Annotated in this window: 26 protein-coding genes; 8 read left to right on the plus strand and 18 right to left on the minus strand. The window is 59.0% G+C overall.

Translation table 11 applies throughout. The features are described from left to right. Nucleotides 1–63 precede the first annotated feature (63 nt). The gene (locus IVA95_RS28325; protein WP_247513480.1) at nucleotides 64–1,785 is read right to left on the minus strand and encodes a thiamine pyrophosphate-binding protein; all 1,722 of its coding nucleotides are present in this window, start codon (nucleotides 1,783–1,785) and stop codon (nucleotides 64–66) included. Between the two features lie 194 nt (nucleotides 1,786–1,979). On the opposite strand from IVA95_RS28325, the gene IVA95_RS28330 reads away from it, so the two are divergent. Beyond that, a complete protein-coding gene (locus IVA95_RS28330; RefSeq protein WP_247513481.1) occupies nucleotides 1,980–2,738 on the plus strand; it encodes an SDR family oxidoreductase in 759 nt (252 codons plus the stop codon). A gap of 856 nt (nucleotides 2,739–3,594) precedes the next feature. Here the strand turns inward: IVA95_RS28330 and IVA95_RS28335 are convergent. From IVA95_RS28335 to IVA95_RS28350, 4 genes are all read right to left on the minus strand, one after another. Further along, nucleotides 3,595–4,281 carry an SDR family oxidoreductase gene (locus IVA95_RS28335; protein ID WP_247513482.1) on the minus strand — a complete coding sequence of 229 codons (687 nt, stop codon included), beginning with the start codon at nucleotides 4,279–4,281 and terminating at the stop codon, nucleotides 3,595–3,597. Between the two features lie 90 nt (nucleotides 4,282–4,371). Then, nucleotides 4,372–5,238 (minus strand): CmcJ/NvfI family oxidoreductase, encoded by an 867-nt coding sequence (locus IVA95_RS28340; protein ID WP_247513483.1) that lies wholly within the window; start codon nucleotides 5,236–5,238, stop codon nucleotides 4,372–4,374. 404 nt (nucleotides 5,239–5,642) lie between these two features. After that, nucleotides 5,643–6,812 (minus strand): Xaa-Pro peptidase family protein, encoded by a 1,170-nt coding sequence (locus IVA95_RS28345; RefSeq protein ID WP_247513484.1) that lies wholly within the window; start codon nucleotides 6,810–6,812, stop codon nucleotides 5,643–5,645. Nucleotides 6,813–7,756: 944 nt separating this feature from the next. After that, a complete protein-coding gene (locus IVA95_RS28350) occupies nucleotides 7,757–9,274 on the minus strand; it encodes a porin (RefSeq protein WP_247513485.1) in 1,518 nt (505 codons plus the stop codon). Nucleotides 9,275–9,778: 504 nt separating this feature from the next. Here IVA95_RS28350 and IVA95_RS28355 point away from each other — a divergent pair. After that, nucleotides 9,779–10,261: a MarR family transcriptional regulator gene (locus IVA95_RS28355; RefSeq protein WP_247513486.1), complete on the plus strand. Its 483-nt coding sequence runs from the start codon at nucleotides 9,779–9,781 to the stop codon at nucleotides 10,259–10,261. Nucleotides 10,262–10,524: 263 nt separating this feature from the next. Here the strand turns inward: IVA95_RS28355 and IVA95_RS28360 are convergent, their stop codons facing one another. Further along, nucleotides 10,525–10,938 (minus strand): hypothetical protein, encoded by a 414-nt coding sequence (locus IVA95_RS28360; protein WP_247513487.1) that lies wholly within the window; start codon nucleotides 10,936–10,938, stop codon nucleotides 10,525–10,527. Between the two features lie 193 nt (nucleotides 10,939–11,131). Between IVA95_RS28360 and IVA95_RS28365 the strand changes: the two genes are divergently transcribed. Beyond that, a complete protein-coding gene (locus IVA95_RS28365) occupies nucleotides 11,132–12,085 on the plus strand; it encodes a serine hydrolase (protein WP_247513488.1) in 954 nt (317 codons plus the stop codon). 228 nt (nucleotides 12,086–12,313) lie between these two features. Here IVA95_RS28365 and IVA95_RS38860 read toward each other — a convergent pair whose 3' ends face one another. Beyond that, a complete protein-coding gene (locus IVA95_RS38860; protein WP_256470303.1) occupies nucleotides 12,314–12,445 on the minus strand; it encodes a hypothetical protein in 132 nt (43 codons plus the stop codon). Nucleotides 12,446–13,065: 620 nt separating this feature from the next. Here IVA95_RS38860 and IVA95_RS28370 point away from each other — a divergent pair. The 3 genes from IVA95_RS28370 (at nucleotide 13,066) to IVA95_RS28380 (ending at nucleotide 15,471) form a co-directional block, all read left to right on the plus strand. Next, entirely contained in the window at nucleotides 13,066–13,824 is a 759-nt protein-coding gene (locus tag IVA95_RS28370; protein WP_247513489.1) for a hypothetical protein, read from the plus strand. Between the two features lie 283 nt (nucleotides 13,825–14,107). After that, nucleotides 14,108–14,722: a hypothetical protein gene (locus IVA95_RS28375; RefSeq protein ID WP_346658061.1), complete on the plus strand. Its 615-nt coding sequence runs from the start codon at nucleotides 14,108–14,110 to the stop codon at nucleotides 14,720–14,722. A gap of 347 nt (nucleotides 14,723–15,069) precedes the next feature. Further along, nucleotides 15,070–15,471, plus strand: coding sequence for a transposase (locus tag IVA95_RS28380; RefSeq protein WP_247513491.1), 402 nt, complete (start codon nucleotides 15,070–15,072; stop codon nucleotides 15,469–15,471). On the opposite strand, the gene IVA95_RS28385 is transcribed toward IVA95_RS28380, so the two are convergent. The 4 genes from IVA95_RS28385 to IVA95_RS28400 all read right to left on the minus strand — a co-directional run bounded on the left by IVA95_RS28385 (nucleotide 15,461) and on the right by IVA95_RS28400 (nucleotide 18,145). Continuing rightward, nucleotides 15,461–15,694, minus strand: a complete 234-nt coding sequence (locus IVA95_RS28385) for a hypothetical protein (protein WP_019200259.1) — start codon at nucleotides 15,692–15,694, stop codon at nucleotides 15,461–15,463. The genes IVA95_RS28380 and IVA95_RS28385 overlap by 11 nt on opposite strands. A gap of 2 nt (nucleotides 15,695–15,696) precedes the next feature. Continuing rightward, a protein-coding gene (locus tag IVA95_RS28390; protein WP_247513676.1) for an IS66 family transposase occupies nucleotides 15,697–17,297 on the minus strand; the annotation gives its coding sequence in 2 pieces (ribosomal slippage) (nucleotides 15,697–16,364 and nucleotides 16,364–17,297; 1,602 coding nt in all). 96 nt (nucleotides 17,298–17,393) lie between these two features. Continuing rightward, complete coding sequence (tnpB, locus tag IVA95_RS28395; protein WP_040425361.1) at nucleotides 17,394–17,741, minus strand: IS66 family insertion sequence element accessory protein TnpB; 348 nt, start codon at nucleotides 17,739–17,741, stop codon at nucleotides 17,394–17,396. Further along, nucleotides 17,738–18,145 (minus strand): transposase, encoded by a 408-nt coding sequence (locus IVA95_RS28400; RefSeq protein WP_247513492.1) that lies wholly within the window; start codon nucleotides 18,143–18,145, stop codon nucleotides 17,738–17,740. The genes tnpB (IVA95_RS28395) and IVA95_RS28400 overlap by 4 nt, the downstream gene beginning before the upstream one ends. A 156-nt stretch (nucleotides 18,146–18,301) precedes the next feature. On the opposite strand from IVA95_RS28400, the gene tnpB (IVA95_RS28405) reads away from it, so the two are divergent. Further along, nucleotides 18,302–18,439 carry a transposase gene (gene tnpB / locus IVA95_RS28405; RefSeq protein ID WP_249810482.1) on the plus strand — a complete coding sequence of 46 codons (138 nt, stop codon included), beginning with the start codon at nucleotides 18,302–18,304 and terminating at the stop codon, nucleotides 18,437–18,439. Between the two features lie 73 nt (nucleotides 18,440–18,512). Further along, nucleotides 18,513–20,084, plus strand: coding sequence for an IS66 family transposase (locus IVA95_RS28410; RefSeq protein WP_247513677.1), 1,572 nt, complete (start codon nucleotides 18,513–18,515; stop codon nucleotides 20,082–20,084). A 258-nt stretch (nucleotides 20,085–20,342) separates the two neighbouring features. On the opposite strand, the gene IVA95_RS28415 is transcribed toward IVA95_RS28410, so the two are convergent. From IVA95_RS28415 to IVA95_RS28440, 7 genes are all read right to left on the minus strand, one after another. Then, entirely contained in the window at nucleotides 20,343–20,567 is a 225-nt protein-coding gene (locus IVA95_RS28415; RefSeq protein ID WP_346658072.1) for an amidase family protein, read from the minus strand. An 8-nt stretch (nucleotides 20,568–20,575) separates the two neighbouring features. Then, nucleotides 20,576–20,995: an amidase family protein gene (locus IVA95_RS28420; protein ID WP_247513693.1), complete on the minus strand. Its 420-nt coding sequence runs from the start codon at nucleotides 20,993–20,995 to the stop codon at nucleotides 20,576–20,578. Then, nucleotides 20,977–21,336: an amidase family protein gene (locus IVA95_RS38685; RefSeq protein ID WP_346658073.1), complete on the minus strand. Its 360-nt coding sequence runs from the start codon at nucleotides 21,334–21,336 to the stop codon at nucleotides 20,977–20,979. Before IVA95_RS38685 ends, IVA95_RS28420 begins: the two co-directional genes overlap by 19 nt. Further along, entirely contained in the window at nucleotides 21,225–21,779 is a 555-nt protein-coding gene (locus tag IVA95_RS28425) for an amidase family protein (protein WP_253075376.1), read from the minus strand. The genes IVA95_RS38685 and IVA95_RS28425 overlap by 112 nt, the downstream gene beginning before the upstream one ends. A gap of 177 nt (nucleotides 21,780–21,956) precedes the next feature. After that, nucleotides 21,957–22,931, minus strand: coding sequence for a dipeptide ABC transporter ATP-binding protein (locus IVA95_RS28430; RefSeq protein WP_247513494.1), 975 nt, complete (start codon nucleotides 22,929–22,931; stop codon nucleotides 21,957–21,959). Then, the gene (locus IVA95_RS28435) at nucleotides 22,928–23,935 is read right to left on the minus strand and encodes an ABC transporter ATP-binding protein (protein WP_247513495.1); all 1,008 of its coding nucleotides are present in this window, start codon (nucleotides 23,933–23,935) and stop codon (nucleotides 22,928–22,930) included. The genes IVA95_RS28430 and IVA95_RS28435 overlap by 4 nt, the downstream gene beginning before the upstream one ends. Before the next feature lies 1 nt (nucleotide 23,936). Continuing rightward, nucleotides 23,937–24,818, minus strand: a complete 882-nt coding sequence (locus IVA95_RS28440; RefSeq protein WP_247513496.1) for an ABC transporter permease — start codon at nucleotides 24,816–24,818, stop codon at nucleotides 23,937–23,939.

The following is a 24,818-nucleotide window of genomic DNA, read 5'->3' on the forward strand; positions in this document are numbered from 1 at the left end:
ATGCGCTACAAAAGCATGAAGGGACCGCACGGCCCCCTCTATGTCTGAACGGTCCACGCCGGCCTAGCTTCCGGAGGGCGGGGTCCAGGGCAAGGGAGCGAGCGCCTCAAAGTCCGTCACCACGTCAATAACTGCGGGCTTACCGGACCGGCGCGCATCGTCGAAAGCCTTGGCCAAGTCACCGGGCTTCTCCACGCGCACACCGAAGCAGTCGAAATCGCGCGCGATTTGCGCGAAATCCGTGTCTCGGTAGGCAAAGATCTCCTCTTTATTGCCTTTCCTTCCTTCGTAGGCGATGTCGATGTTTCTTCTGCCCTGTCCAAGGCAATGATTGTTGTTCACGATCGTGATCACGTTAAGGCCATATCGCCTAGCCGTTTCCAGCTCGGGAAGATGATACATAAAGCCGCCATCACCGGTTAAGCAGACGACGGGGCGGTCTGGCATAGCGCACTGGACGCCGAGCGAAGCGGGAAAGGCCCATCCCAACGAGCCGGCGGCTCGCAGATACCCCTGAGCGGGGTCGGTGAGATAGACGAGCGTTCCGCTCCAGTGCGATGCGTACCCGGTATCGGCCACCAGCATTGCGTTTTTCGGAAGCCAGTCCGAGATCTCCCGGCACAGACGCTCCGGCCTGATCGGCGTCGCGTCAGACGATCGCGCGATATCCGCTTCGGCCCGCCATTCGGCGACGAAATCAGCAACCTTTCGCTGCCAACTTGCTGGCGCACGGAATGGCAGTTCCGAGTCAAGGCGCTCGAGAACCGCTTTCGGGTCACCGTTTACACCAATCGCTTCGGGAAAGTTGCGACCAAGCTCCGCTGGATCGATGTCGATCTGTACGATCTGCGTCTCTGGCCTCGGCAGCTTCCAGTGGTTCGTGATCATGTCACCCGTATCGCTGCCGACGAACATGACAAGGTCCGCATCATGCAGGATCTTGTTTGCACAGCTCCGCGAGTAGGTCCCGGCTACTCCTCCATTTTGCGGATGAAACTCCGGAAGGGCGTACTTCGCGTCAAGGGACATCACGACGGGAATTCCGTGGTGTTCGACGAACGCCTTCAGCGCCCCTTCGGCTCCCGACATCATTAAGCCCGCGCCTGCAAGAATCACAGGGCGCTCCGAAGCCGCGATCGCGGCCGCAGCACGACTGAGCGATTCGGGATCCGGAGAGAGACGGAAAGCCGGCACCTTTGCGAAGGTTTCTTCGGGGAAGATGGCGGCCGTGAATTCGGCGGCGCCAACGATGTCGCCCGTATAGCCGGCGATGTCGAGATGGACAGGGCGGGAGGCACCGGTGGTCGCCTCTCTGAATGCTTGACGAAGGAGATGGGGCAATTGCGCCACCTCATCCACTCGACCTCTGAACTTCGTGACGGAGGCGTAAAGCGACTCGTGTGGAAGTTCTTGATAGGCGTTTCGGTACTGGTAGTTGGCTGCGTGGCGACCCGTCAACGCGACAACGGGCGAGTAGGCAAACCAGGACTCCTGGAGAGCCGCGGCAAGATTGGCGGCGCCGACGGACTGTGCCATGCAGACGGCCGGGCGACGCAATGCGCGTGCATAGCCGTCAGCCATGTATGCGATTCCCTTTTCGGAGTGCCCGAGAATCCGCTTGATACCGAGATCTTCCATCTCGGTTAGCGCCCGCCGCAGAACGGCATCCATGAAGAAGACGTGAGAGATACCCTTGGCCTTGATGGTTTCGGCAATGAAGCGCCCGCCGGTCATGCGGCGGGCTGGGGCGAGCGCGGGATTAGAAGGCAACTTCAAATCGTCCATTTCTACCCTGTCGGTTTGGTCGATTACGCCTGGAAAACAGCGAGCGGCACCCATCTGTCCACGATAGCTGTCGCGACGGGTATCTCGCGTTGCACGAGCTTTTTATATGATATAAAAAGTCGCGTCAACCCTCGGCCGCCGTCGCGGCGCGCCTGACGAGTTCACTTGTGAGAGAACGCAAAAAAGGAGAGACCATGATCCGCTACGAACTGTCGGGAAAAAGAGCGCTCGTCAGCGGTGCAGCGTCAGGCATCGGCTTGGCGACTTTGAAGCGGCTGGCACAGGCAGGGTGCACCGTTTCGCTGAATCACCTTCCCGACGATCCAAGGGGGCCTGAGGAGGTGAGCAAGCTCCGCGCGGACGGTTACGACGTATTCGGCGTCGCAGGCGCCATAGGTAGTGGGAAAGAGGCAGAAATCGTAAATTCTGCCGTCGACAAGATGGGTGGGCTCGACCTTCTCGTTAACAATGCCGGCACGCCGGGAGCACGCAAATCCATTTCGTCTTCCGAGCTCGACCTCATTACTGACGAGCTGTGGTCGGCTGTGTTGGACACGAACCTCATCGGGCTTTTCCGATGCACGCGCGCCGCTGCACCGTCGTTGAGACAATCCAAAGGCGCGGTCGTAAGCTTGGCCTCAGTGTCAGCATTGACCTCGAGAGGATCCAGTTTGGCTTATGCGGCAAGCAAGGCCGGCATCATTGCGATCACGCGCCATCTTGCTCAAGGTCTCGCACCAGAGATCCGGATTAACGCGGTGGCGCCGGGCGCGGTTGATAGCACCTGGCAGATCGAGTGGACGGAAGCGCAAAGGCAAAGCTCTATTGAGCGTACCCCCCTGCGGCGCAGATGCGTTCCCGAGGATATTGCCGAAACGATCGTCTATCTGGGCTTCGCAGCGCCCATGATCACAGGACAGACGATCGTCATAGATGGTGGTCTGACGCTTTAGCCACGGCTCAATTCGACCCTAAGGGGTTTCAAACGCCTAGACTCATCTGGATCGCGTTCGAATTCCCCGGCTGCAAGAGCGAAAAGCTGGATCGTGCACTCGCGTACAGAGCCCTCGGACAAGCCGCAGGACATGGTGACAAAGCCGCGCCAAGCGCGACTTTGTCGTCCCAAATTCGAGCTTTGTTCTGAAGGAGATCTCATCCAATGCTTGCCCACGAATAGCTAGCATGTTCGGCTGATGAAGCGGCGAAGACCTTCTCAACCAGATCCGCGCGCCAATAAGGGCGCGCTCTAGGCACGTTTCGGCGGCATGGTGCGGGGCCAAATCATCTTCAGCAAGTATCGTCGCGTCCCGCCAAACATGATCACTTGAGGAATGGCAGCATTATCTCCTGGACCTGAAGCGCGAGCTCAGGGAAAGCCTTTTACGCATCTCGGTCTAGCCTGTTGGCGGGGATACGCGCCTCCACCGGAAAGCGAGGTCGCCGCAGCCGTCGTCCCTCGGACAAGGCCGCAACCAATGCCGTCATCCTCCGCTGGTTGACCGCACCTGCGATCCGCGACCGTGCCGAGGTTGCCAGATCACGGCGCAGCGCCGCTGGCAGGGGCAGATATCGGCGGCTCAAGCTCGAGCTCATCAAGCTCCAAAAGAAAGAATCCCGGACCGCTCGGCGGACGCCCGCCCCTTAGTCCGAATAGAGGACTGTTATCGACGACGTCCTGTGGTGCAGGAGAGAATGCGTCCACACGATCTTGTTTCCGAGGGCGTCCGCGGCTGGCAATCCCGACCTCCCATAGTTAGGCGGCCATGCTAGTTGGGTTGGGTATCGATGGATTGGCCTGAAGTGAAACGTTCACCAGCGAATCTTCACGCCGCGGTAATCCTGAAAAACACCACTAGTCGCTGGCGTGAGCTCCGCGATCCGAGCGATGAGGCCGCGCGCACACTCCTCAGCCGATATGAAAGCAACCTGACCCTTCACCATTTCTGTTTGCACATAACCGGGATTCAGTAACGCCACCAGGATCCCATCGCGAGCCCAGCCGCGCGACAAACCACGCATGCCATTGTTGAGTGCCGCCTTCGAAGCCCGATAGGCGTACTTGCCGCCGCTGGCGCTGCTGGTCGAGCCCATAATGCTGGTGATTGCCACCAGCTTCTTCTGGGTGCTGCTTCTCAAGTTGTCGTGCAGGATCTGCGCGATCAGCATTGGCGCCAGGGCGTTGACGCGCATCGTGGTCATATAGCCATCGGCCTCGATTCGGTCGGCGGATAGACCGCTGATTCCGGCATTGTTGATGAGAATGTCGACTGGCTGTTCGCCGACGGTGCGCTTAAGGGAGGCGATCGAGGACTCTTCAGCTACATCGAGTGGGATGACCCGCACGCGACCACTGGATGAGGCGGCGAGTTCTTTGAGGTCGTTGGCCTTTGCTGGATCGCGGCAGCAGGCAAAAACATCAGCACTGTCGGTCGCGTATTCCCGCGCAAGTGCAAGGCCGATTCCTCGGTTCGCGCCCGTGATCAGAACTGTGCTCATCGAAGGAACGTCTCCCCTCCATCTGGACTGCGGCAAGTTTCCTATGAACTTGCGTATCGATTTCGAGTCCGAGAAACCGCCCTCACTGCTTCAGTCGTAGTATACGAAGAAGCGAGCCTCGACACTCTTGCGGGGTTTCGCATTTGGGTAAGCGCGACGATTGTCGAACGCCGCGTGAGCGGACCGCGGATTGTGATCGTCTTCGGAATCATATCCCTTGAAGAGAGCGAACTCGTCCGAGGTCATCTCAGGGAAGTAATACCAGCGGTGAACTGGACTGTAGTGAACAAGCCACGTCTTATGCTTGACGTCATAGTCCTCGTAAACGGTATCGACCAGGTCGGTATCCACCACCGAGTTGCCATCGCAGAACGCCAAGGGAAAATCCTGCGGAGGCTCCGAGAGAGCATGCCAGGTTTGAATGATCATCAATCGAGAATAGGCCCGGATCGGAATGCCCTGGAGTTGGTCTTCCCGCGCGGCCATCACCGGGCCGGCGATCGGCGCATAATCGATATGAGCAAAGCTGGCCACATACGGCCTGACGAGACCAGTTCCCTTCTCTGCCGGCGGAACAGAATTCCCGCCAGCAGAGCGAATGATAGCGGCGTCTCGCTTGGGTACAACCCAGGACGCTTTGAAATAGTCCTTGATGAACGGGACCATTTCTTCGAGATACCTGTCGCGCATGACTTCCGGATCACGTTCGCTTGCACAGGAAATCTTGTGCTGAACGAGAGTAAACCCTTCCCTGTCGAGGGAGAGTTCGTCCACGATCGGACGCGCGTCCCGTATGGTGACGTCATAGCTCACCAAGGGCCCATCGGATCCCCGCACGACAATTGCTGGAGCCTTCTCGCTCGGCGAACGTCGAGCAAAGGCGATTTGACCTTGCACCGATTTCAACTGATCACGGTTGATGTGCACCCTCGAAGAACCTTGCATCTCCTCGCCCATGTCTGTTTTTCTCCGCTCCAGAGGCACAAATCTTAACGCGGGTTTGGGCCGGATAGCTGCGAAAATTGAGCCGACGTTGTGGAAATTCTGCAGGATGCCGGTGAGCGCGCGGCTATTGTCTTCCCCGGCTCGAAGCCGCCCCGGTTGGTCTTACGGATGTTCAAGATCGGGGGCGGGTCCAAAATCGAGAAGACCAGCTTGCGCGCGAAAACCACATCGCAAGAGTCCGCGACCATCCCGATGGGACAAGGGATCGCAAAAGTGAGTGCCTTGAGCCGGATCAGAGCGGCAACCACAAACTGAAACTATGAGGCCCACGCATCAGCAAGCAGCAACGTCCAGAAGGAGTCAAGGTAAAGGGCCTGCCAGCGGCGGGCTCGTGATCGGAAGTCCCCGCAGTCGGGTTAGATCTGGAAAATTTTGCGTGGCACACGGGTCAATACGTCGGCGCCGGATTCTGTGACCCGGAAGGTTTCGCTGATGACATAGCCAAAATCTTCGTCGATCCAGTTGCCCAGCATGAGATGGAACGTCATGTTTGGCTTTAGCACGGTCATGTCGCCTTCCTTGAGGCTCGTAACGGCCTCGTTCCAATCGATGCCGATGCCATAACCACAGCGGGATTCCTTCTGAAAACCCTGCTTACCGATCGTACGATTGAATGCCTGAGCAACATCGTGGCATGTTGCTCCCGGGCGGACCTTGTCCAACGCGGCTTCCAAACCAGCCACTTCCGCGTCATGGAGTCGGCACAAGCGGTCGGAGGGCTTGCCAATCGAAAACGTTCGCATGACTGCCGCAGTATAGGTGTGCCGCACGCCTCCCAGTTCCAGGTTGACCTGCGAGCCTTGGCGAAAGATGTCGTCGCTCCAGGTGATATGGCAAGTACCCGTACGCGGCGAGGAGCACATGAAGATATTCGCAATCCCCGTTCCGTGCTTGCGATTTGCACCGCGCGCTAACGTTGAAAGGATCTCGGCGACGGCGTCAGCCTCATGCACTCCTGGACGTATGACATCGGCAGCCCGCATCATACCCGCATCGGCAATCGCGGCGGCCTCTTTCATGAGAGCTATTTCAAGATCAGACTTGATGACGCGAATCCATGTGACGACGTGCGTACAATCCACGAATCTGGCAGCCGGCAGTCGCTTCTTGAAATTTTCTGCCGCTCGCGCTGGAAGCTGCCCCATTTCGAGTCCGACCCCGCGGTTCACAAGGTTGGCTTCCTGAAGAAAATCGATGACGGCGTCGTAACCATCCTTCTCGGGATTGCCAACGAGCGATTCGGGATATCCAATGATCTTGTTTCGCTCCAGAAATGTCAGATGTATGCCCGCTGGCACATCCATAAGACGCAGGATGAGCGTCGGCTCCTCTTCGTGAAGCGAGATCACAAGGGCTTGCGGGACATAGGCAGATCGCGCGGTGTAGCCGGTCAGGTAATTGATGCTTCGATCGAAGGTGACGACGAGGGCTTCCACCTCCCGCTTGACCATTTCTGCTTTTACTGCGGCAAGCCTTCGCAAGTACTCCGCGCGCGGAAACACCTGAGGTCCTTTGTTGATGGACATTATCTTAGCTCCTTGGGTCTTAACCGACCATCGCGTCACTTCATCTGCAAAGCAGATCTCCATTCCGCTCGAACTTTAGGGGACGCTTGCCGCACATGTCCTCGAAGACCTTAAATGTCTTAAGAGCAGGACTATAGAGAACCTGAGAAAGGTGAATTCCTCTAAATAAGAGATATATCCGTCGAAATCCTGCGTTTGTCATTGGGTAAGCGCCGGCTGCCACACTCGAAGCCCCGCGGGGCGAAGCGAACTACATATTAGCTTGCCTCCCTGATCTATGCGTGCTCGCGCATCGAAGCAGGTACCCAACCTCTTCCGATTTTCCTCCGTTCGCATAAGCCCTTCGACTTGCACCTGAGCCTCACATTTGAGGTGGTCATGGCGCCATGTGTGGACGGCTCCGGGTTGACAAAGAAGCTTCGCCGGATCGACGGCACTGCATCAAGTACTATTCGTCCTTCCAACGGTTACGTGACGCCGGAATCAGCGGCGCGATCTCGTTTAGGCCGCCAGAGTGGCCGGTTCCCGGTAGCGCTGTTTCCTGGCCGCCATCGCCCAAGCCATCCTGGCGAGCCTGTTGGCGAGCGGGACGCGACGACCGTGGTCGGTCGCCGCCCCAGCAGTCCCTAAGCCAAGGCCGATGCCTGGCGCGATCGATTTTGCGTAGCGGACTACGGCGAGTACGCCAACGGTAAACAGGATACGCAAATAAGCGGCGGCTTGCTTGCTGATGCCGCCAAGCCTGTCCCTGCCACCACACTGGACTTCTGCTTCGGAACCAGCCCGACCCACGCGAAGACGTGAACGACTTTTCGAAGCTGACCAATCGAGTCGCATAGGGGGAAGTCAAAATTTAACGAGAAAGGCCCCCAGCGGGCATGCCGGAGGCCTTCTTGGAGGTCAGTTGAGAGCCTGTTCCTTGCTCCTTTCGCTAAAGTAACGACTTAGAAATTGCGCTGAGCGCGGAGCAGCAGCACCAAGCTGTTCTGGTCCTTCAGCTCATACACCGCACCAGGCTTTGCGACACCCGACTGAAGCGGAAGGGTCACGGTGCTTCCGCTCGCATACTTTTGGTCGAGCATCATATACGCAAGCTCACCCGTAAAAGTCAGGCCCCTGACCGGAGTCCAGGACGTTTTCGTGCCAACCACCGCGTAGTTGAAGTCGGGGTTACACCCGCCAACGCCGCTCGAGAGCGCTAGATTTGCGACGAAGGCCCCGCAGATATAGCCCTTGGCCGTGTTGTTATACCGCACAGCAGCCCACGCACCGAAGACGGACGTATTCCAATACGGATCCCAGTTGTGGGTATAGCCGCCGTTGAAGCCATACGTCGTGGTCAACTCCTGGCCGGCACCGGTGACGAAGACGGAGTCAGATACACCAGCAATGCCCAAGCTCTGGTACGCACCAGCAACGCTCGTACTACCATACATAGCGTAAGTGGTCGACATATAGTCCTGGAAGTTGTACCGGCTCGCACCGTTGGTGTACACGCCTGTCAAGTTGATTGTGTCACCCGGGCCAGTCGGAATATTCTTGATCGACAATGCTAACTGTCCAGCCCAGCCCCACTTGTCGCTCGGATGGCCAGTGACTTCGGACGCGCCATAGTAGCCAGCATGACTGTTATGGGCCGCGACCGACGCCTGGAACAGGCCCCAAGCCTGGTCAACACGAACCATCGCGACGAGATCGGGTGCTCGTGAACCGCCGATGTCATTGGCGCCGTACGCACCGGCGGCAAGACCTGCAGCCGTCGCGCCGCTTACGTTCCAGATATTGGTCGTATAATTGGCGGCTTGATCTTGGGCTGAGAACGAAGCCGTAATGCCCTGACCGAAATCGGCTGTATACGTGATCTGGTTCACGGGGTCCCAGCCACCGCTGCCCGGCAGCTCGAAGTTGTTCGCCGGATACTGGGCCCAGGGTGTTCTAAACTGCGACTCTGCCTTACCGAAGGTGAATCCCGCGAACTGGATGAAGGCGTAGTAAACACCGAGCGAACCACCAGCGATCTGAGAACCGGGCGAAGAAGTATAGGATGTCGAGCCATTCACACCAGTTGTGCCAGCGCCTGTATAGGTACCGCTGGTCCAGGTGAACACCCCCTCGAAGAAGGTCCGGACGACACCGTACTCGGTCGCAGTGCGCGTATCGATTCGCAGAGCTTGACGGGCCCTGGTCGTGTAGTAGTTGCTGAGGCGGTTCCGCGCACCAGCCACACCATTGCCGGCAGCGTCAAAATCAATGCTGGTGGCGAATACGGTATCGGCACGCAGATAACCACCCAGCTTGATGCACGTGTCAGTACCCGGGACGTAGTAGAAGCCGGCGCCATACAGCGAGCAGATCTTTACGTATTCGATCGCCTTGGCCTTGACGGGGAGATCGGCAGCCTGCGCTCCAGCCCCTGCGAACATTGCCGCAGACCCAAGGATAATACCCTTCACCACTTTCATCGATGACCCTCCAAGTTGGAAAACCGCGTTTCCGTCCTTCAAAGATCCGCTCTGTCACCCTCGCCCCAAGGCGGGTGCTCGACGGAACGACTTCGAGGACCCCTCGCTGTCGCAACCACGTTTAGTTTCTATCATCAATTGGTGCAATTAATTAATTTGTGTTGCTACTGAATTGATGACTCATGTTGCATTTGAGCAACATACCGCTAATTGCGCGTAAAAGTGCATCGAAACAGCAGCCACAGGCCCAAAAAACGAAACCCCCGAGGGGCATCTCGGGGGTTTGACTGGAGGAATTAGAGCAGCGACCGCCGGGTTTGGCCCTAAACGATCGAGAAACAATATACATAGTTAATTGTATAGGTCAATTGCTATCTTACATGGTGCCTATGTTGTATGCACCTGTTTCGGGCAACTTGCGATGGATAGGATCTGCTACCGCCTCCCCCTGAGTCGTTCACGACGGCTCTTCCCTCGCGACAATGAGCAAGCGCGAAAGCAAACATGGCCGAAAAAGAACAATTCGATCGAGCCGTTAGAGACCTGATCTGGAACATCGTCGAGATCCACTCTCAACTCGAGGAAATACACAAGAGCTGGGCGGAGCTGTTAGGAATAACCGAACCGCAATGGCTAATCCTTATGGCCATTGACGAACTCGACGATGGTCGTGGCGTCTCCGGGATTGCAGTTGCAAGCAAATTGCGGATCCATGCCGCCTTCGTAACAAACCAAACAAAGAAACTCGAACAGATGGAGCTCCTCGCCCGCGTGATATCGCCCGATGATGCGAGGTTCCTGCAGATCTCGCTGACTCAAAAGGCTCGAACGGAAATGGCGAAGCTGTCAGAAAAGAGACAAGCGCTAAATTCAACGATGCTTGCTGGTCTGGACGTAGAGTCTTTGGACTACCTCAACAAACGTCTAACCTCGATTGCCAAGAATAGCCGGCTTGCACACCAAAAACTGAATCTGGGGCTATTATAGCGGTGCTTTCGATCGATGCCAGGGACGCATTCTTGATGAGGATTGAGACACGCCTGTGGGCCCTGCACGATCATCTGCATGCGCGGGCGAATCCGGCGCAGCCTGTTGCCCTGCCAATGGGTGATGTCCAGCATATCAAACACGATGCGGCGGCTGCTGGGGTCGTAAAGACGCAGGATAACGCGCCCCGTCGTTGACTTGCCGGATCCACTTTAGCCAGCCGCGCGTCCGGCCGCGCGCGTTCGCCAAGAGAGCTGTCACTGTCACAAGATGCGAAACAGCCCTCGTATTGGCACGAACTGTTCGGCGAATTTCTTTTCCGTTGTGGCTGCACAGGGACTTGACGAAAAAGCGATCGTCTGGCCTTTGCCGCCGGTCTGCAACAGAGCCTTGTAGCATCTCTCGCCATCCACCACACGCGGGCTTGGGTTTACAGTCATACTTGGCACTTTTCGCGCATAAATTCTGCGTCGCCTCACCTGGAAAACAAAGAAAAACTTCGGCCCCTGAAGCGTACGAATAGTCATTGCCCTTGCTCGGCAATTATGAGCCGAAGAAATAATGGAGCAGCGAATGTCGGACCCGAAACCATCAATGTGCTCTGCTGCTGGCAGCGACCAGAAGCCTGCGCTGATTTTACGAACAAGCGCGGCGGAAGCACAGTCGCCTACCGCCAAGACATGTCGTCAGATCGCATCGCTCCCGAGTAGTCGTAGGAAAAGCAAGTGGACTTCGAACGAACAGATCGTTGGGTATCGGGAGATTCCCAGGTTGTTTCCGGGACGTATAGTTAGCCGTGGGGAGATTGTCCGGCAACTTCCCTTCTCCATCCGTCAGATCTCACCCCATTGGACCTGCATGGGAGAGGCCATGGATGTGGATCGCTATATGGAAGCGCAGCGCGTCTCCGGCTTTCTTGTGCTGAAAGATGGCTTTGTGGTTCTCGAGCGTTATGGGCTCTGCCGCACCGTAAACGATAAGTGGGATTCACAGTCGGTTACGAAGTCCGTCACCTCGATTCTGGTCGGTGCAGCGATCCAGGATGGGTACATCAAGAGCCTGGATTCGCTGGTGACCGACTACGTTCATGAGCTGAAAGGCAGCGCCTACGATGGCGTGACGATCCGCCATCTTCTGACGATGACATCCGGCGTGAAGTGGAATGAGGATTGGAACGATCCAAATTCGGACGCCTGTGTCGAATTATTCTCCGGAGGCTTTGTGGATGGGGTCGATCCGACCGTCGCCTACATGCGCGGCGTGTCTAGGGCTGATCAGGCAGGCGCCAAATTCGTCTACAAGACCGCGGAAACCAATCTGGCCGGGGTCCTGCTTTCCAACGCGATCGACAGGTCCCTGTCAGAGTATTTGTCAGAGAAGCTCTGGCAACCATACGGAATGGAGAACGACGCGTTCTGGAGGGTCAATTCGGCCGGCCACGAATTTGGCGGTCTCGGGATCTGCATGTCACTTCGCGACTATGCACGCATTGGCCAATTCATGTTGGAGGGCGGCATGGCAGGCGATCGTCAGGTCCTGCCGCCTGGCTGGGTGGCAGATGCGACGAACGTCCGCGTGACCTTTGAGCCGGAATCTGAGGAGGCTGAGAGCGGACTCGCGGGTTATGGTTACTCTTGGTGGGTTCTCAAGAACGGCTATGCGGCGCTGGGCCATGCCGGTCAGGCGATTTTCGTGTACCCCCAGGACAGAGTGGTTGTCGCGATCAATTCGGTCTGGCCGGAGGCGCAAATTGAGGATAACCGAAAGAAGCGAGGTGCATTCGTCGAAGCATTGCGTGCGGAGGCAGTTGCGCAACAGCCGTAGCGTGATCCGGTATTTCGGTCGTTCTCCCGGCCGCCGGCCAGCACATCCCCTAGCAACCACCAACTCGAGGTGCTGAACCAGATCGTCTACGCATTGCGGCTCCGACCAACACCGCGGGTATCGCGACCTGCCCGCGGATGGCCAACCGGGAACGCAGTGCAGCGGCGGCCAGCTTCCACAACGGCAGCGTCCGCTCCCGGCGTCCCTTGCCGAGTACGCGGCTGCTCATCAAAGGCAGATATAGTCATCGACCTTGAGGCCCGTCAGCTTGGAGACACGCAGCCCTGCGCAGATGGCCACGTGCAGCATTGCGCGATCGCGGATGCCATCGCGCGTCGTCGGATTGGGATCGTCGAGCATGCCTTGCCGCTCTCGAGCTCTCCATTTTACCACTCGCCCGTGCGGCCCCGTTGGGCCGGGCACTGATGACCGATCACATTCGGACGGGGATATGTTGGAGACGTACTTCTCGGCAGTGAAGATGCGTCGCGACGCTTGCGCAGCCGCGTCTTGAAAAGTGGAAGATTGACTCAATTGATGGCTAGCCCTGAAACAGGCACCACCGCTTAGTACTAGCAGCAGGAATGCTCTGCTTCAGATCGCTCCATGCGCAAACTAGGCCGACTTTCTGAGGTCAACGCCCCTCGCGCAATTAGAAATACTGCGCATTTTATAAAACAAAGCAGAAATTCGGCGGCGCGGGCCCATAGATCGAAGAGCCTCAGCTTTGATGAGCGTTAGAATCTAGAGTCAACATCAGCAGAAGCTGAAGGCTGCCAATCAACGGTGACTGGCCGAGGCGACCAGTCGGCGGCACTTTGTCGCAAGATGGACGAACATCGGAGACGCTCACTGTCGGAGACCTGAATGTCGAACGGGGCGCCTTCGATGCGGCGGCCGAATCCTGGCTTTGCGCACTAACCGCATTTGAAGTCGCCAGGCGACTGGTCGACAAAGACGATCCACAAACGGGGGACGTTTTGGCCAAACTGGAAGCTGGCATCAGCCAATTTGGATCTCTCGAGCAGAGGGTGCGCCGCGTCGAAATCGCCTCTTGGGATGAATGCAAGCTGCCTTCCTACTACGTGTCGGCCGGCCGGCCCGGCGAATGTGCTCCAGCAGTGATTTGCATAAGCAGGGAAGACGAAACGGGAGCGATGCTGCTTGGACGACTCCTGCCGGTGATCGCAAGCCGAGGCATGGCTGCTCTTGTTGTCGCTTACGATGACGTTTCGACGAGTCGGCATGGCCGATCAGAAATTCTTTCTTCTTGCTTGGATTATTTAACTGCTCGCCACGAAGTCGATGCGTCTCGAATCGGGGTCTACGGTGAAGGCCTGTCGGCCGCATTAGCAACCGAATCGGCGCTGGCGGATCGCCGCATTGCTGCGGCGGTTTGCGATGGCGGCTTGTGGAATTGGACTCGTACCCTGGCATCCGTCTCGTGGATGACGGAAACCTCTCACCTGCTGGATGATCACTTAGCTTCAGCACATCGCTCGCGATTGGCGCGACGCTTGAAATGCCCGATTCTGGTCGTTGCAGGTGGACGCAGCATCGTCAGCGTTCCGGAAGGCATCAAATTAGAATCTGACTGCACAGCGGCGCGGATCGATCTCAAGCTATTGATGCCGCCGCTGGCACCGACTCCAGCCGGAGAGTTCGAGAACTTTGCAGCCTGCGACAACGACATTTTTTCCTGGCTAGAGCAGAAGCTGGCGCACACTTCGGCTGGATAGGCGATTGCGGGCCGCTTTGAAAGACATCGCTAAGACCAATCGAATCAACTACCGCACGATATCTGGACTTTTGGCGCCTGTAATCTTTCGAGCTCGCGCACCGGCTCGTCGGACAAACGCAGAAATTCGGCTATATGAGAGGCTCTCTTTGCAGAATTCTGCTCTAGATTGCTGTTAGGCTTAAGGTATGAACTCGCACTTGGCACCACGCTCTCTCGGCATATTGCACCTCGAACGCGGGCTGGCACCCGGCGCCACTCCGCCTGTTCCGGCGCCCGGCTCAATGTTGAATCCGGCGACATTCGATTTTCCGACTATTTCGGAAACCGTCACGGGAGCTTGGGTCGAGAACGTCGTTAGTGGCGATCCGGCACTCGAGCCAGCCTTCATCGCCGCGGCTCGACGACTAGTCGATCGGGGCGCGGTCGCGATAAGTTCGACCTGCGGTTTCTCTGTCCGGCATCAATCAGCAGTGGCTGCTTCGGTCGACGTGCCGGTTGTCATGTCAAGCCTGCTGCTCTTACCTACATTGCTCCGTCAATTGCCGACGCGCGCAAAGATCGCTGTCCTGACATATGACTCTACCTATTGCAGCGAAGATCTGCTTGGAATCGATGATCGGTCTGAACGAGTGAGGGTCGTAGTCGGCGGCATCGAAGGGGGCAAGTTCTGGCATGACGAACTGAAACGTCCGGCGCCGCCCTTGGATGTTGCCGCAATTGAAGCAGATGTCGCCAACTGCATCGAGCGTCTCCGCGCAAAGCATCCGGAGATCGCAACCATCCTGTTTGAATGCGCGGCCTTTCCGATTGTCGCTCCGGCGATCCGCCGCATTGCGAAGCTCCCAGTCTATTGCATCTCGGACCTCTGCCGGCTGGCAATGGCATCGACGAGCTGATATCTTTCTCGCCTGCAGGGATGATGTACGCTTCGCGCCGAGCCTCAGCCGTGAAGAAGGGCCGATGCCGAGATTGCGCGTCTGGCACGCCTTCGGCCGCGTTCGCTCCAAGAAGAGCAGGCACTGGATGCCGGGAGTGGCGGCGGCTTCGGCATAACCGCCTCCTGCCAAAAAGATCTGCAATTTTATAGCGACCTTCCAAGTTCGCGCGGCCTGGAAACATCGACGTAGTCTTACCGGGCCGCAGCGGCGGTACCACCGGATAATTACGGATTGCGATCTGAGGACTGTATCCGTCCGGTGAAGGCCGCCTTGCCGAGTGATGCGTGTTTTTGAGAACTGTCCTTATGGACAGTGATAGGCGCAGTGCCCAGGTTGAACGGCTCGAAGTAGTGGATACAGGCCGGCGGCGGCGCTGGTCCGAGGATGAGAAGCTCAAGATTGTCCTGGAGAGCTTACAGGCGCCGCGTCAGGTCGCGGCGACGGCGCGGCGATATGGCGTTTCGCGCTCATTGCTGCTCCGATGGCGACGGTCGTTTCGCCCCGAGCCGAAGGATGCCGCCCATCAAACAGGCTTCGTACCGGCGATGGTGGTCGCGGAATCGGCGCCGACGCTTGGTCCGGTCGGGCCGGCCGGCGGCGGCGCGATCGAGATCGAGTTTGCGGCCGGGGCTCGGATGCGGATCACGGGCACGGTGTATCCATCCGAGCTAAGCCGCGGACAGTGGACCACCGATTTCACCGCTTGAGGGGTTCGGGGTTTTCCTTATGTATTCTGATGAGCTCGATCAGGTTTTCGATGCCGAAGTCGGTGAACGCCATGACGCCGTCGTCACCCATGCCATAAACCCAGATGACGCCGTCCTCTGTGTCCATTCCGTTGGCCACGTCCCAGAGCCAGTCCTCGTCTTCGCCGAGGTCGTTTGCGACGCGACCGATTGTGAAGACGGCATGAACTTTGTTGACGTGCATGGCTATGCCGCCTGAGCGGAGGACGTCGATGTGGTAGGCGTCCAGTTCCACGGCAATAAATCGTGTAGCCGGCTTTGTGGCACGTCGGCAATGCGAGCGAGGAAGTCGGCCAGCCAGGCTTTCGGGTCGATGTTGTTGAGCCGCGCCGTCATGATGAGCGTCGCCATCACGGCAGCCCGGTCGGCGCCGCGATCGGAGCCCGCGAACAACCATGCTTTCCTTCCCAGCGCAAAACCGCGCAGCGCTCGCTCGGCCGCATTGTTGGTCAGGCAGATCCTTCCGTCATGGACAAAGCGGGCAAAGCCATCCCATCGGTTGAGCAGATAGTTGATCGGCTTGATCACATTGGACGAACGCGAGAGCCGGGCAGATTCTGCCCGCAGCCAAGCCTCAAGATCGGTCAACAGCGGCGCGCTTCTCTCCCGCCGAAGCCGCAGCCGCTCCTCAGCGCTACGCCCATAGATCTCGCGCTCGATCTCGAACAGCTGGTCAATCCGACGAACCGCTTCCAGCGCAATGGGCGAGATCGCCGTCGCGGAACGTCCGCGCCGCGCGTTCTGGGCGATATCGGCCAGTTCGAAGAACGCCCTCCGGCCGTGTGCCCAACAGAAGGCGGCCGTGGCCGGCGACGCCTTGCGTCCGGGATCGAAGAGAGCATTGAACCCGCTATGGCGTCGGCCTGAAGGATTCCGGCGAAGCTCTGAAGATGCCTTGCCGGGTGCTCACCACGCCGATCGCGTGAGGCGTAAAACAGCGCCGCTGGTGGACCTTGCCCGCCAAATGGCCGATCGTCGCGGACATAGGTCCAAATCCGGCCAGTGTCCGCCTTCCCCTTCGCTAGGATCGGGATCTTGGTGTCGTCGCCGTGAAGCCTGTCAGCGGAGAGTACATAGGCTTCGATTAGTTCAAAGATCGGCCTGACCGCAAAGGCTCCGGCGCCCACCTGGTCCGCCAGCGTCGAGACCGACAGGTCGATCCCTTCGCATTTGAAGCGCTGGCTCTGTCGGTTTAACGGCTGATGTTGGCCGAACTTGTCGAACAGGATCGTCGCCAGAAGCTGGGGTCCAATGTAACCCCGTGGCGTCGCATGGAAGGGTGCCGGCGGTTGCGTGATCGCCTCGCAGTCTCGGCAACTGAACTTCTCCCGCACCGTGTCGATCACCTTGAATCGGCGCGGGATCTCCTCCAGTGTCGAGGTCACGCTTTCGCCGAGCTTCGATAGTCGCGCTGACCCGCAGCAGGGACATTGCGTCGGAGCCGGAAGGACCACGCGCTCTCGCTCAATGTCATCGGGGAAGGGTTGGCGAACCGGCCGCTTGCGCTCAAACGAACGCACCCTCTGCGTCTTTTCCGCCGCCCTCTCGGCCGCAAGTTCATCTTCAGTCGCGGTCGCCTCGAGTTCCTCAAGTTCCAGCTCTAGCTGATCGAGCAGTCGCGCCGATCGCTCCGAGCGCGTTCCATAAAGTGTCCGCCGCAGCTTCTCGATCTCGAGCTTGAGGTGGGCAATCAGCGCTTCGGTGCTCGATTGCTTCGCCTGGGCATTGGCTGCTTCAGCGAGCTTGGCTTCCGCCGCTAGCCTGGCCGCGCGCTCCGCCAGGATCATCGCATGCGCGGCGGCAAGATCAGGCGGCAGTTGGTCGGCGGTGGAGTCCATAACCAGATGGAATCATATTCGCCGCCAAACTCAAACGACAAACTCTCAGCCCACGCTCGTGGGACGCCAGGTATCCTGGGGGTTGCGCCAATCGATGCCGGACAACAGATAGCTCATCTGTGCCTGCGAGATCGACACCACGCCGTCCGCCAGCGACGGCCAGATAAAACGACCTCTCTCCAGTTTCTTCGTAAACAGGCACGCCCCCTGGCCATCATGCCAGATCACCTTCAAGAGATCGCCTCGGCGCCCGCGGAAGCAGAACAGATGACCACTCAGCGGATCGCGGCGCAGCACCTCTTGCACCTGCAACGACAATGAGGCGAAGCCTTTGCGCATGTCGGTGTGGCCCGTCGCCAACCACACCCGAACTCCTGTAGGGATTGGAATCATCGCCGATCCAGAACCTCGACGATCCTGCCAAGCGCCTCAACGTCGACGCTCGCGTCGACAATGATGCGCCGTCCACCCGTCAGCTCGATCTCAATTCGCCGCTCCGTCGCATGCGATGTAGCGCCCTGCGACGAAAGTGCCGCCGACCTAACCGGCCCATCCTCCGCCACAACCGCTCTGACAAAGCCAGCCCCGGATTGGGCCCGGTTCGCTGCGAACGCCCTTCGCCAGGTCACCAGCAGAGAACGCGACAGGCCATATCGACGCGCCGTCGCCGCAACCAGACGCGGCTCGGACATGCTTTCCAAAACAATCCGCGCCTTCTCCTCCTCAGACCAACGCCGCCGCCGGCCCGTATCCACCACCTCAAGTCGATTCAGCGCACTGATCGTATGGCTGTCCATACGTACAGTTCTCAACTATCAGGCCAGCCCAGCGCAAGGCGTCTCTCCTCGGAGGCTTACGGCACGGTCGACGCGGCGACGCTGAAGGCCGCGGTCGCGGCACTGGCAGATGGACGGCTGCGGTGATCCCCATTCCGCCCGCCGTACGGGTGTGGATTGGAGCGCGGCCGCTTTCTCTGGCCATCGTCGGCTGATGGCGTGGTGACAATCACCCCAGCCCAGCTCGGCTACTTGCTGGAGGGCATTGACTGGCGGATGCCGCAACACACGTGGCGGCCGCAGGCGGCCGGCTGATCGCTGTGATTTGAGTCGATGGCACGATCGGCAGTCCGGACAGAGACCGCGTCTTGTGATTCTCTGGTCGGCGATGGGCGCCGATGATTCTCTCCCCGACGATGTGACCACGCTGAAGGCGATGCTGCACGCCGAGCGAGCGGCCCGCTTGGCCGCGGAGGCGGAAGCTCAGGCACGGACACTGCTGATCGAGAAGCTCAAGCTCACGATCAAGAAGCTGCGGCACGAGCAGTTCGGACAGTCCTCCGAGCGAGGCGCATTGCTGGACCAGCTCGAGCTACAGCTCGCCGACCTGGAGGAGAACGCGGCGCAAGCCGAGACCGCGGCGCAGATGGCAGCCGAGAAGATTGCGGTGCCATCGTTCGAGCGCCGCAAGCCAGCCCGCCGGCCGCTGCCGGAGCATTTGCCGCGGGAGCGCCTTGTCTATCCGGTGCCCGCGACTTGCCCATGCTGCGGCGATAGCCGGTTGCGCAAGCTCGGCGAGGACGTGACCGAGACGCTGGAGCTCGTTCCGCGCCAGTGGAAGGTGATCCAGCACGTGCGCGAGAAGTTCGTCTGTCGGGCCTGCGAGGCGATCACCCAGCCGCCGGCCCCCTCGCACCCGATCGCGCGTGGGCGTTTAGGGCCCAGGCTGCTGGCCCATGTCCTGTTCGCCAAATACGGCCTGCACCTGCCGCTCCATCGTCAGAGCGACGTCTACCGGCGCGAGGGCATCGACCTCGATGTCTCGACCCTGGCAGACTGGGTGGGAGCCTCCGCTGCAACCCTGATGCCGCTGGTCGAGGCGATCCGAAGCCATGTCTTTGCGGCCGAACGCATCCACGCGGACGACACCACGGTACCGGTCCTGGCCAAGGGCAAGACCCGGACCGGCCGGCTCTGGACCTATGTGCGCGACGACCGCCCGTTTGCCGGGCCAGATCCGCCAGCGGCCGTGTTCTACTATTCGCCGGATCGTGGTGGTGAGCATCCGGAGCAGCATCTGGCAGGCTATGCCGGACTGATGCAGGCCGACGCCTACGCCGGGTTCGGCAAGCTCTACGAGGCCAACCGCAAAGGAGGTCCAATCATCGAGGCCGCATGCTGGGCGCACGGCAGGAGCAAGTTCTTTGATCTGGCACGGCTCAGCAAGGCGCCGATCGCGGCCGAGGGCGTCAAGCGCATCGATGTCCTGTTCGCCATCGAACGTGAGATCAACGGTCTTGCTCCACAGGAGCGCCGGCGCGTGCGCCAGGAGCGTAGCTATCCTCTGATCGTCGAGCTGCAGGCGTGGTTGCGCGAACAGCGCGCCAAGCTCTCCAGGAACAACGATACAACCAAGGCAATCAACTACTGCCTCAGCCGCTGGGACGCATTTACCCGCTTCCTTGATGACGGGCGGCTGTGCATGTCGAACAATGCAGCCGAGCGCGAGCTACGGGCTGTCGCCGTGGGCAGAAGAAACTGGACCTTCGCCGGCTCCGATGAAGGCGGCCGGCGTGCGGCTGCGATCTACACCCTCATCGCCACCGCCAAGCTCAACGACATCGATCCACAGCCTTGGCTCGCCGACGTGCTGGCCCGCCTGCCGGATCATCCCGCCAAGCGCATCCACGAACTCCTGCCCTGGAATTGGCGACCTCAGAACGTTGCTCACGCCGCATAAGCGCGGTCAGCCATCCACTCAAGATGACCTGACCAGGGGCCGTCACCGGATGCGTACTGAGGACTGTTGCATCCGCCGTAAGATTTGACCGCCTTTTCCGTTTGGCTGCGAACGCTGATGCATGGTCACGAAAAGGCGATACCGCTGCGATCGGTGAATCCATCGTCGGCCGTATCGAACCGGGTCATCTCTCCATTGCCTTGCTTCCTCGCGACTTCTCCATTGCTTCCCGCCCCCGGGGCTGCGCCACCAACAATTTCAGATCGCTCCTGCTCTAACCGGTGGCCGCCGGTGACGCCACGGCCTGGCTTGCTCCAAATCGCGTGCGACATGGACCAACGTGGCCTCGTCGCCAAAGCGACCAACGATCTGAATACCTATCGGGAGCCCACCAGCGCTCTGCGCTAAAGGCAGCGAAACCGATGGATGACCAGTTACATTGAAGACACCCATATACGGAAAGAGGGCACGCGCCCCTTCCATGTATTCATCTATGGAGAGGGTCTCGCTTGTGGCGCGCAATATATAGAATCGTTTGGCGGCGCCACAACGCGCATAGTCGGAGTCAGCAGAATATCGAAGGGATCGATCGCCTCACCCACGCGGAATCGCGTAATCCGCCAAGCTTCAAACTTGTCTCCCAGGGAAGCCGATTGAGCGGTCCTGCCAAATTCATAGAGCTTAAGGCTAAGCGGCTCTAAGGTGCTCGAATCGATAGGTCGTCCCAGTGCTCGAACCTCGTGTTCAAGCGAGTCGGCGCTGAATTTTGATCGGCCAGCAAACCCTTTATAGTATTCATTGAGATCGTATGGGGTTGGAATCTCGATCAGAGTGTGCCCCATTTCCTCAAGCAATGCAGCGGTCGCCTCGACCGCTTGTTGCACCTCAGGCTCTAAGTTGGCCGCGCCCATCCAGTCGTGGCGACTCCCACCTTGAGAGTTCCGGTCGGCTGCGAAAGTTCCTCCATGTATGTTCGATGTGGCTGGATGATGATGAAAGGATCGCCCGGATGAGGGCCCGAAAAGGTGTCGAGCGCGGCGGCCATGTCGCGCACTATCCGACATAGAACAAAGTCGCGCGAAAGGCCGAACGATCTGTCCTGTTTGTTTGGGCCACCGGAGACGCGCCCGCGCGATGGGTTTAATCCGACAAGACCACACCAAGCGGCGGGAATGCGAATCGATCCGCCACCATCATCCCATGCGCCATAGGAGTAATGCCCGAAGCCGCGGCCGCCGCCGCTCCAGAAGATGAACCGCGCGCGGAGCGCTCCAAATTCCATGGATTGCCGGTAATTCCATGGATGATGGACTCGCTCATCCCAGACATGCCGAATTCCGGCACGGTTGTTCTCCCAACAATACGAAGTCCCGATTCACGCGCCCGGCGTATGAAGTAGCTATCCGTTTGAGGACGATGGCCTTTGAACAGTCGGCTCCCGCATTCCTGGAGACGACCCGCTTCGGGTGCGCCAAGATCCTTGCGAAGAAAAGGCACGCCATGGAAGGCCCCGCCATTCACGGCCACCAAAGTTTCGGCGTCTTCGTAGAACTCGATGATGGCATTGATGCGAGAACTGACCTGATCATGCGCACTGCGGGCTAGCTGCGTCAATTCCAAGGGCGTAACGTCTCCTACCCGCACAAGCGAGGCTAACTCCCTCGCATCATAATCAATATATTCGCTTAATTTCATTAGAACCCCTTTCTAACGCTTCCGCTTTCTTGCCGAAACAGCTCTTGTTCGCCTTGATTAGATCGGCGACCGAAGGAATGATCGAGTTCGCCAGGGGATGGCCGAACCGTGAATCGCTCCGCCCGGCCGAAAGCGGCAATTCAGGATTTACCGCCTCAGGTCGATCGGTCTTTTTTTCTAGCGCGGAGCGCGCACATGACAGGCCACTTCGCGGCCGTCTGCCATCGGCACCAAAGGGGGTCTCTCAATGCGGCAGCGCTCGATCGCGAGCGGGCAGCGCGGGTGGAACGCGCACCCACTTGGCGGATTGATAGCACTTGGCACCTCGCCCTCCACCCGCACCTCGTGTCGAACCCGCGTGGGATCCGGCACTGGAGCTGCCGCGATTAGTGACTCGGTGTAGGGATGGATAGGCATGCCAAAGAGGGCCTCGCTCGAGGCGAGTTCGACGATCCGGCCGAGATACATGACGGCGACGCGATGACCGATATGCTGCACGACGCTCAGATCATGCGAGATGAAGACGAAAGCGATACCCAGCTGCCGCTGGAGGTCCATGAGCAGGTTCAAGACCTGTGCCTGCACGGAAACGTCAAGCGCCGACACTGCCTCATCTGCGATGATGAGTGAGGGCTGGAGGGCCAGCGCCCGCGCGATGCCGAGCCGCTGCCGCTGCCCGCCCGAGAACTCGGATGGCAGCCTGTGCATCATATCGGCCGCCATTCCCACCTTTAGCAGAAGCTCCGCCGCAAGTGCTTGCCGTTGCCTCCGGCTGAGTCGCTCGAAATTCTCTACGGGTTCGGTGATGATCTGCCCGGCCGTGAGGCGCGGGTTTAGTGACGAGTAAGGATCCTGAAAGACCATTTGCATTCGGCGGCGCCATGACCGAAGCGCGTGCGTCTTGAGGCCGGCAATGTCAACCCCGTCGATGATCACGCGCCCGGCTGTCGGCTCGACGATCCGCATCAAGAGGCGCGCGACCGTGGACTTGCCGCAGCCGGACTCACCGACGACGCAGAGCGTCTCTCCTTGGTCCACCGCAAAGGAGACATCCTCCACAGCCCGCACTGCCGGCTCGCGCTTCTTTAGGATCCCTGTAGCGCGCCCGTAATGCTTGGTCAGGTTCTCGACTTTCAACAGCGGACCGCTCATGCTCCCAGGACCTCTTCGGAACGCCAGCAGGCCGCGGCATGGCTCGGTCTGACGTCACGCATGGTGGGCGTCTTTTCGCGGCAAATGTCCATGGCGAAGGGGCAGCGGGGAGCGAAGCTGCAGCCAATGATCGGCTCACGCAGGCTTGGCACAATTCCGGGAATCTCGGGAAGGCGTTGCCGCCGGCCATGCCGTGGGTCAGGGACCGAGCGCATCAGGCCCTGGGTGTAGGGATGCGCAGGGCGCGCGAACAAGTCCAATACGCTCGCTTGCTCCACAATCCGGCCAGCATACATGACAATCACGCGTTGGCACGTCTCCGCCACAACGCCCAAATCATGCGTGATGAACATCACGGCCGTTCCCATACGCTTTTTCAGATCGATGATCAGCCGCAGGATCTGCGCTTGCATGGTAACGTCAAGCGCTGTCGTTGGCTCGTCTGCAATCAGCAGCTCGGGTGAGCAGGCAAGAGCCATAGCGATCATGACACGCTGGCGCATGCCACCTGACATTTCATGGGGATAGCTATCAAGGCGCCGCTCGGGGTCTGCGATGCGGACGAGATGGAGCATCTTCAGCGACTTTGCCATCGCATCGGAGCGGGAGGCCTTCGTGTGGATCTGCACGGCCTCGGCGATTTGGTGGCCGACGGTGTGAACCGGGCTCAGGCTCGTCATAGGTTCCTGGAAGATCATGGCGATTCGGTCACCGCGGATTTTTCGTATCTCGCGTTCGGAGAGTTTTAGGAGGTCACGTCCGTGAAAGCGTATCTCGCCGCCAACGGTCTTCGCTGTCAGCTTCGGCAAGAGGCGAAGAATTGAGAGCGCAGTGACGCTCTTTCCGCATCCGGATTCGCCAACAACGCCCAACGTTTCGCCCCTCTTCACTTGGAAGCTGATACCACCCAAGGCGCGAGTAACACTTTCTTCGCCGTAAAAATGTGTCTCGAGGTCCCGAACATCGAGAAGCAAGTTATCGCCACTGGTGTTTTGCATTTGCATGTCAGCGTCTGCGCTTCAAACGTGGGTCGAACAAGTCGCGCAGGCCATCGCCGAGCAGATTGACGGCAAGGACCATGATTGCAAGCCAGATGCCAGGGGCGAAGACCGTCAATGGGGCAATGCCGAGATACAAGCGGGAACTTGAGATCATATTGCCCAAACTAGGGATCTCCGGCGACACGCCTGCGCCGAGGAAGCTCAGCCCAGCCTCTGTCAAGATCGCGGCCGCGCAGATATTGGCGCTTTGGACCATGAGCGCCGGAATAGTGCTCGGGAGCACATGCCGCCACAGCACCTTCGGTACGCGCGCACCGCCGCAGAGCGCTGCCTCCACGTAGGGACGCTCCCGAACACTCAGGACTACGGAACGAACCAACCGCGCAGTGCTTGGGATCTGGGGAATCGTGATAGCGACGATGAGGATACCAAGCCCGGAGCCTGCGAGAGAAACGAGCGCCATGGCCAAGAGAATGGTCGGGATCGACATCAAGCCATCCATGACCCGCATAATAATACTATCGAAGCGGCGGCTGTAGCCGGCGATCACACCGATCAAAAGTCCGCTCAGAGCCGCGCACGCCACCACCATCGATCCCACCATGAGCGATACTCTGGCGCCAAACACCGTTCGGGCAAAGACATCGCGGCCCAAACCATCAGTCCCGAACCACATTGCCGACGAAGGAGGTTTGAGCGTTTCAAACGGGTCCATGTTCATTGGGCTTCCGGCGTAAACCGGAGCAAAAAGCGCCATGATGATTACCAATGTCAACACGCCGCCGCCGGCAAGCACAGAAGGGTGTCGCTTTGCGAAACGGGGAAGATCGGATACTCGCGGCCAAGCCTGCGGCGGAGCGTCAATCGATACAGAAAGCAAGGTCAT

The sequence above is a fragment of the Bradyrhizobium sp. 157 genome, from assembly GCF_023073815.1.
Lineage (GTDB): Bacteria > Pseudomonadota > Alphaproteobacteria > Rhizobiales > Xanthobacteraceae > Bradyrhizobium.

Coding starts and splice junctions, on each gene's coding strand:
- IVA95_RS28325 (WP_247513480.1), bottom strand. CDS start 1,785: ATGGACGATTTGAAGTTGCCTTCTAATCCCGCGCTCGCCCCAGCCCGC.
- IVA95_RS28330 (WP_247513481.1), top strand. CDS start 1,980: ATGATCCGCTACGAACTGTCGGGAAAAAGAGCGCTCGTCAGCGGTGCA.
- IVA95_RS28335 (WP_247513482.1), bottom strand. CDS start 4,281: ATGAGCACAGTTCTGATCACGGGCGCGAACCGAGGAATCGGCCTTGCA.
- IVA95_RS28340 (WP_247513483.1), bottom strand. CDS start 5,238: ATGGGCGAGGAGATGCAAGGTTCTTCGAGGGTGCACATCAACCGTGAT.
- IVA95_RS28345 (WP_247513484.1), bottom strand. CDS start 6,812: ATGTCCATCAACAAAGGACCTCAGGTGTTTCCGCGCGCGGAGTACTTG.
- IVA95_RS28350 (WP_247513485.1), bottom strand. CDS start 9,274: ATGAAAGTGGTGAAGGGTATTATCCTTGGGTCTGCGGCAATGTTCGCA.
- IVA95_RS28355 (WP_247513486.1), top strand. CDS start 9,779: ATGGCCGAAAAAGAACAATTCGATCGAGCCGTTAGAGACCTGATCTGG.
- IVA95_RS28365 (WP_247513488.1), top strand. CDS start 11,132: ATGGATGTGGATCGCTATATGGAAGCGCAGCGCGTCTCCGGCTTTCTT.
- IVA95_RS38860 (WP_256470303.1), bottom strand. CDS start 12,445: ATGCTCGACGATCCCAATCCGACGACGCGCGATGGCATCCGCGATCGC.
- IVA95_RS28375 (WP_346658061.1), top strand. CDS start 14,108: ATGTTGAATCCGGCGACATTCGATTTTCCGACTATTTCGGAAACCGTC.
- IVA95_RS28380 (WP_247513491.1), top strand. CDS start 15,070: ATGGACAGTGATAGGCGCAGTGCCCAGGTTGAACGGCTCGAAGTAGTG.
- IVA95_RS28385 (WP_019200259.1), bottom strand. CDS start 15,694: ATGCACGTCAACAAAGTTCATGCCGTCTTCACAATCGGTCGCGTCGCA.
- tnpB (WP_040425361.1), bottom strand. CDS start 17,741: ATGATTCCAATCCCTACAGGAGTTCGGGTGTGGTTGGCGACGGGCCAC.
- IVA95_RS28400 (WP_247513492.1), bottom strand. CDS start 18,145: ATGGACAGCCATACGATCAGTGCGCTGAATCGACTTGAGGTGGTGGAT.
- IVA95_RS28410 (WP_247513677.1), top strand. CDS start 18,513: ATGGGCGCCGATGATTCTCTCCCCGACGATGTGACCACGCTGAAGGCG.
- IVA95_RS28415 (WP_346658072.1), bottom strand. CDS start 20,567: ATGGAAGGGGCGCGTGCCCTCTTTCCGTATATGGGTGTCTTCAATGTA.
- IVA95_RS28420 (WP_247513693.1), bottom strand. CDS start 20,995: ATGGGCGCGGCCAACTTAGAGCCTGAGGTGCAACAAGCGGTCGAGGCG.
- IVA95_RS28425 (WP_253075376.1), bottom strand. CDS start 21,779: ATGAAATTAAGCGAATATATTGATTATGATGCGAGGGAGTTAGCCTCG.
- IVA95_RS28430 (WP_247513494.1), bottom strand. CDS start 22,931: ATGAGCGGTCCGCTGTTGAAAGTCGAGAACCTGACCAAGCATTACGGG.
- IVA95_RS28435 (WP_247513495.1), bottom strand. CDS start 23,935: ATGCAAATGCAAAACACCAGTGGCGATAACTTGCTTCTCGATGTTCGG.
- IVA95_RS28440 (WP_247513496.1), bottom strand. CDS start 24,818: ATGACCTTGCTTTCTGTATCGATTGACGCTCCGCCGCAGGCTTGGCCG.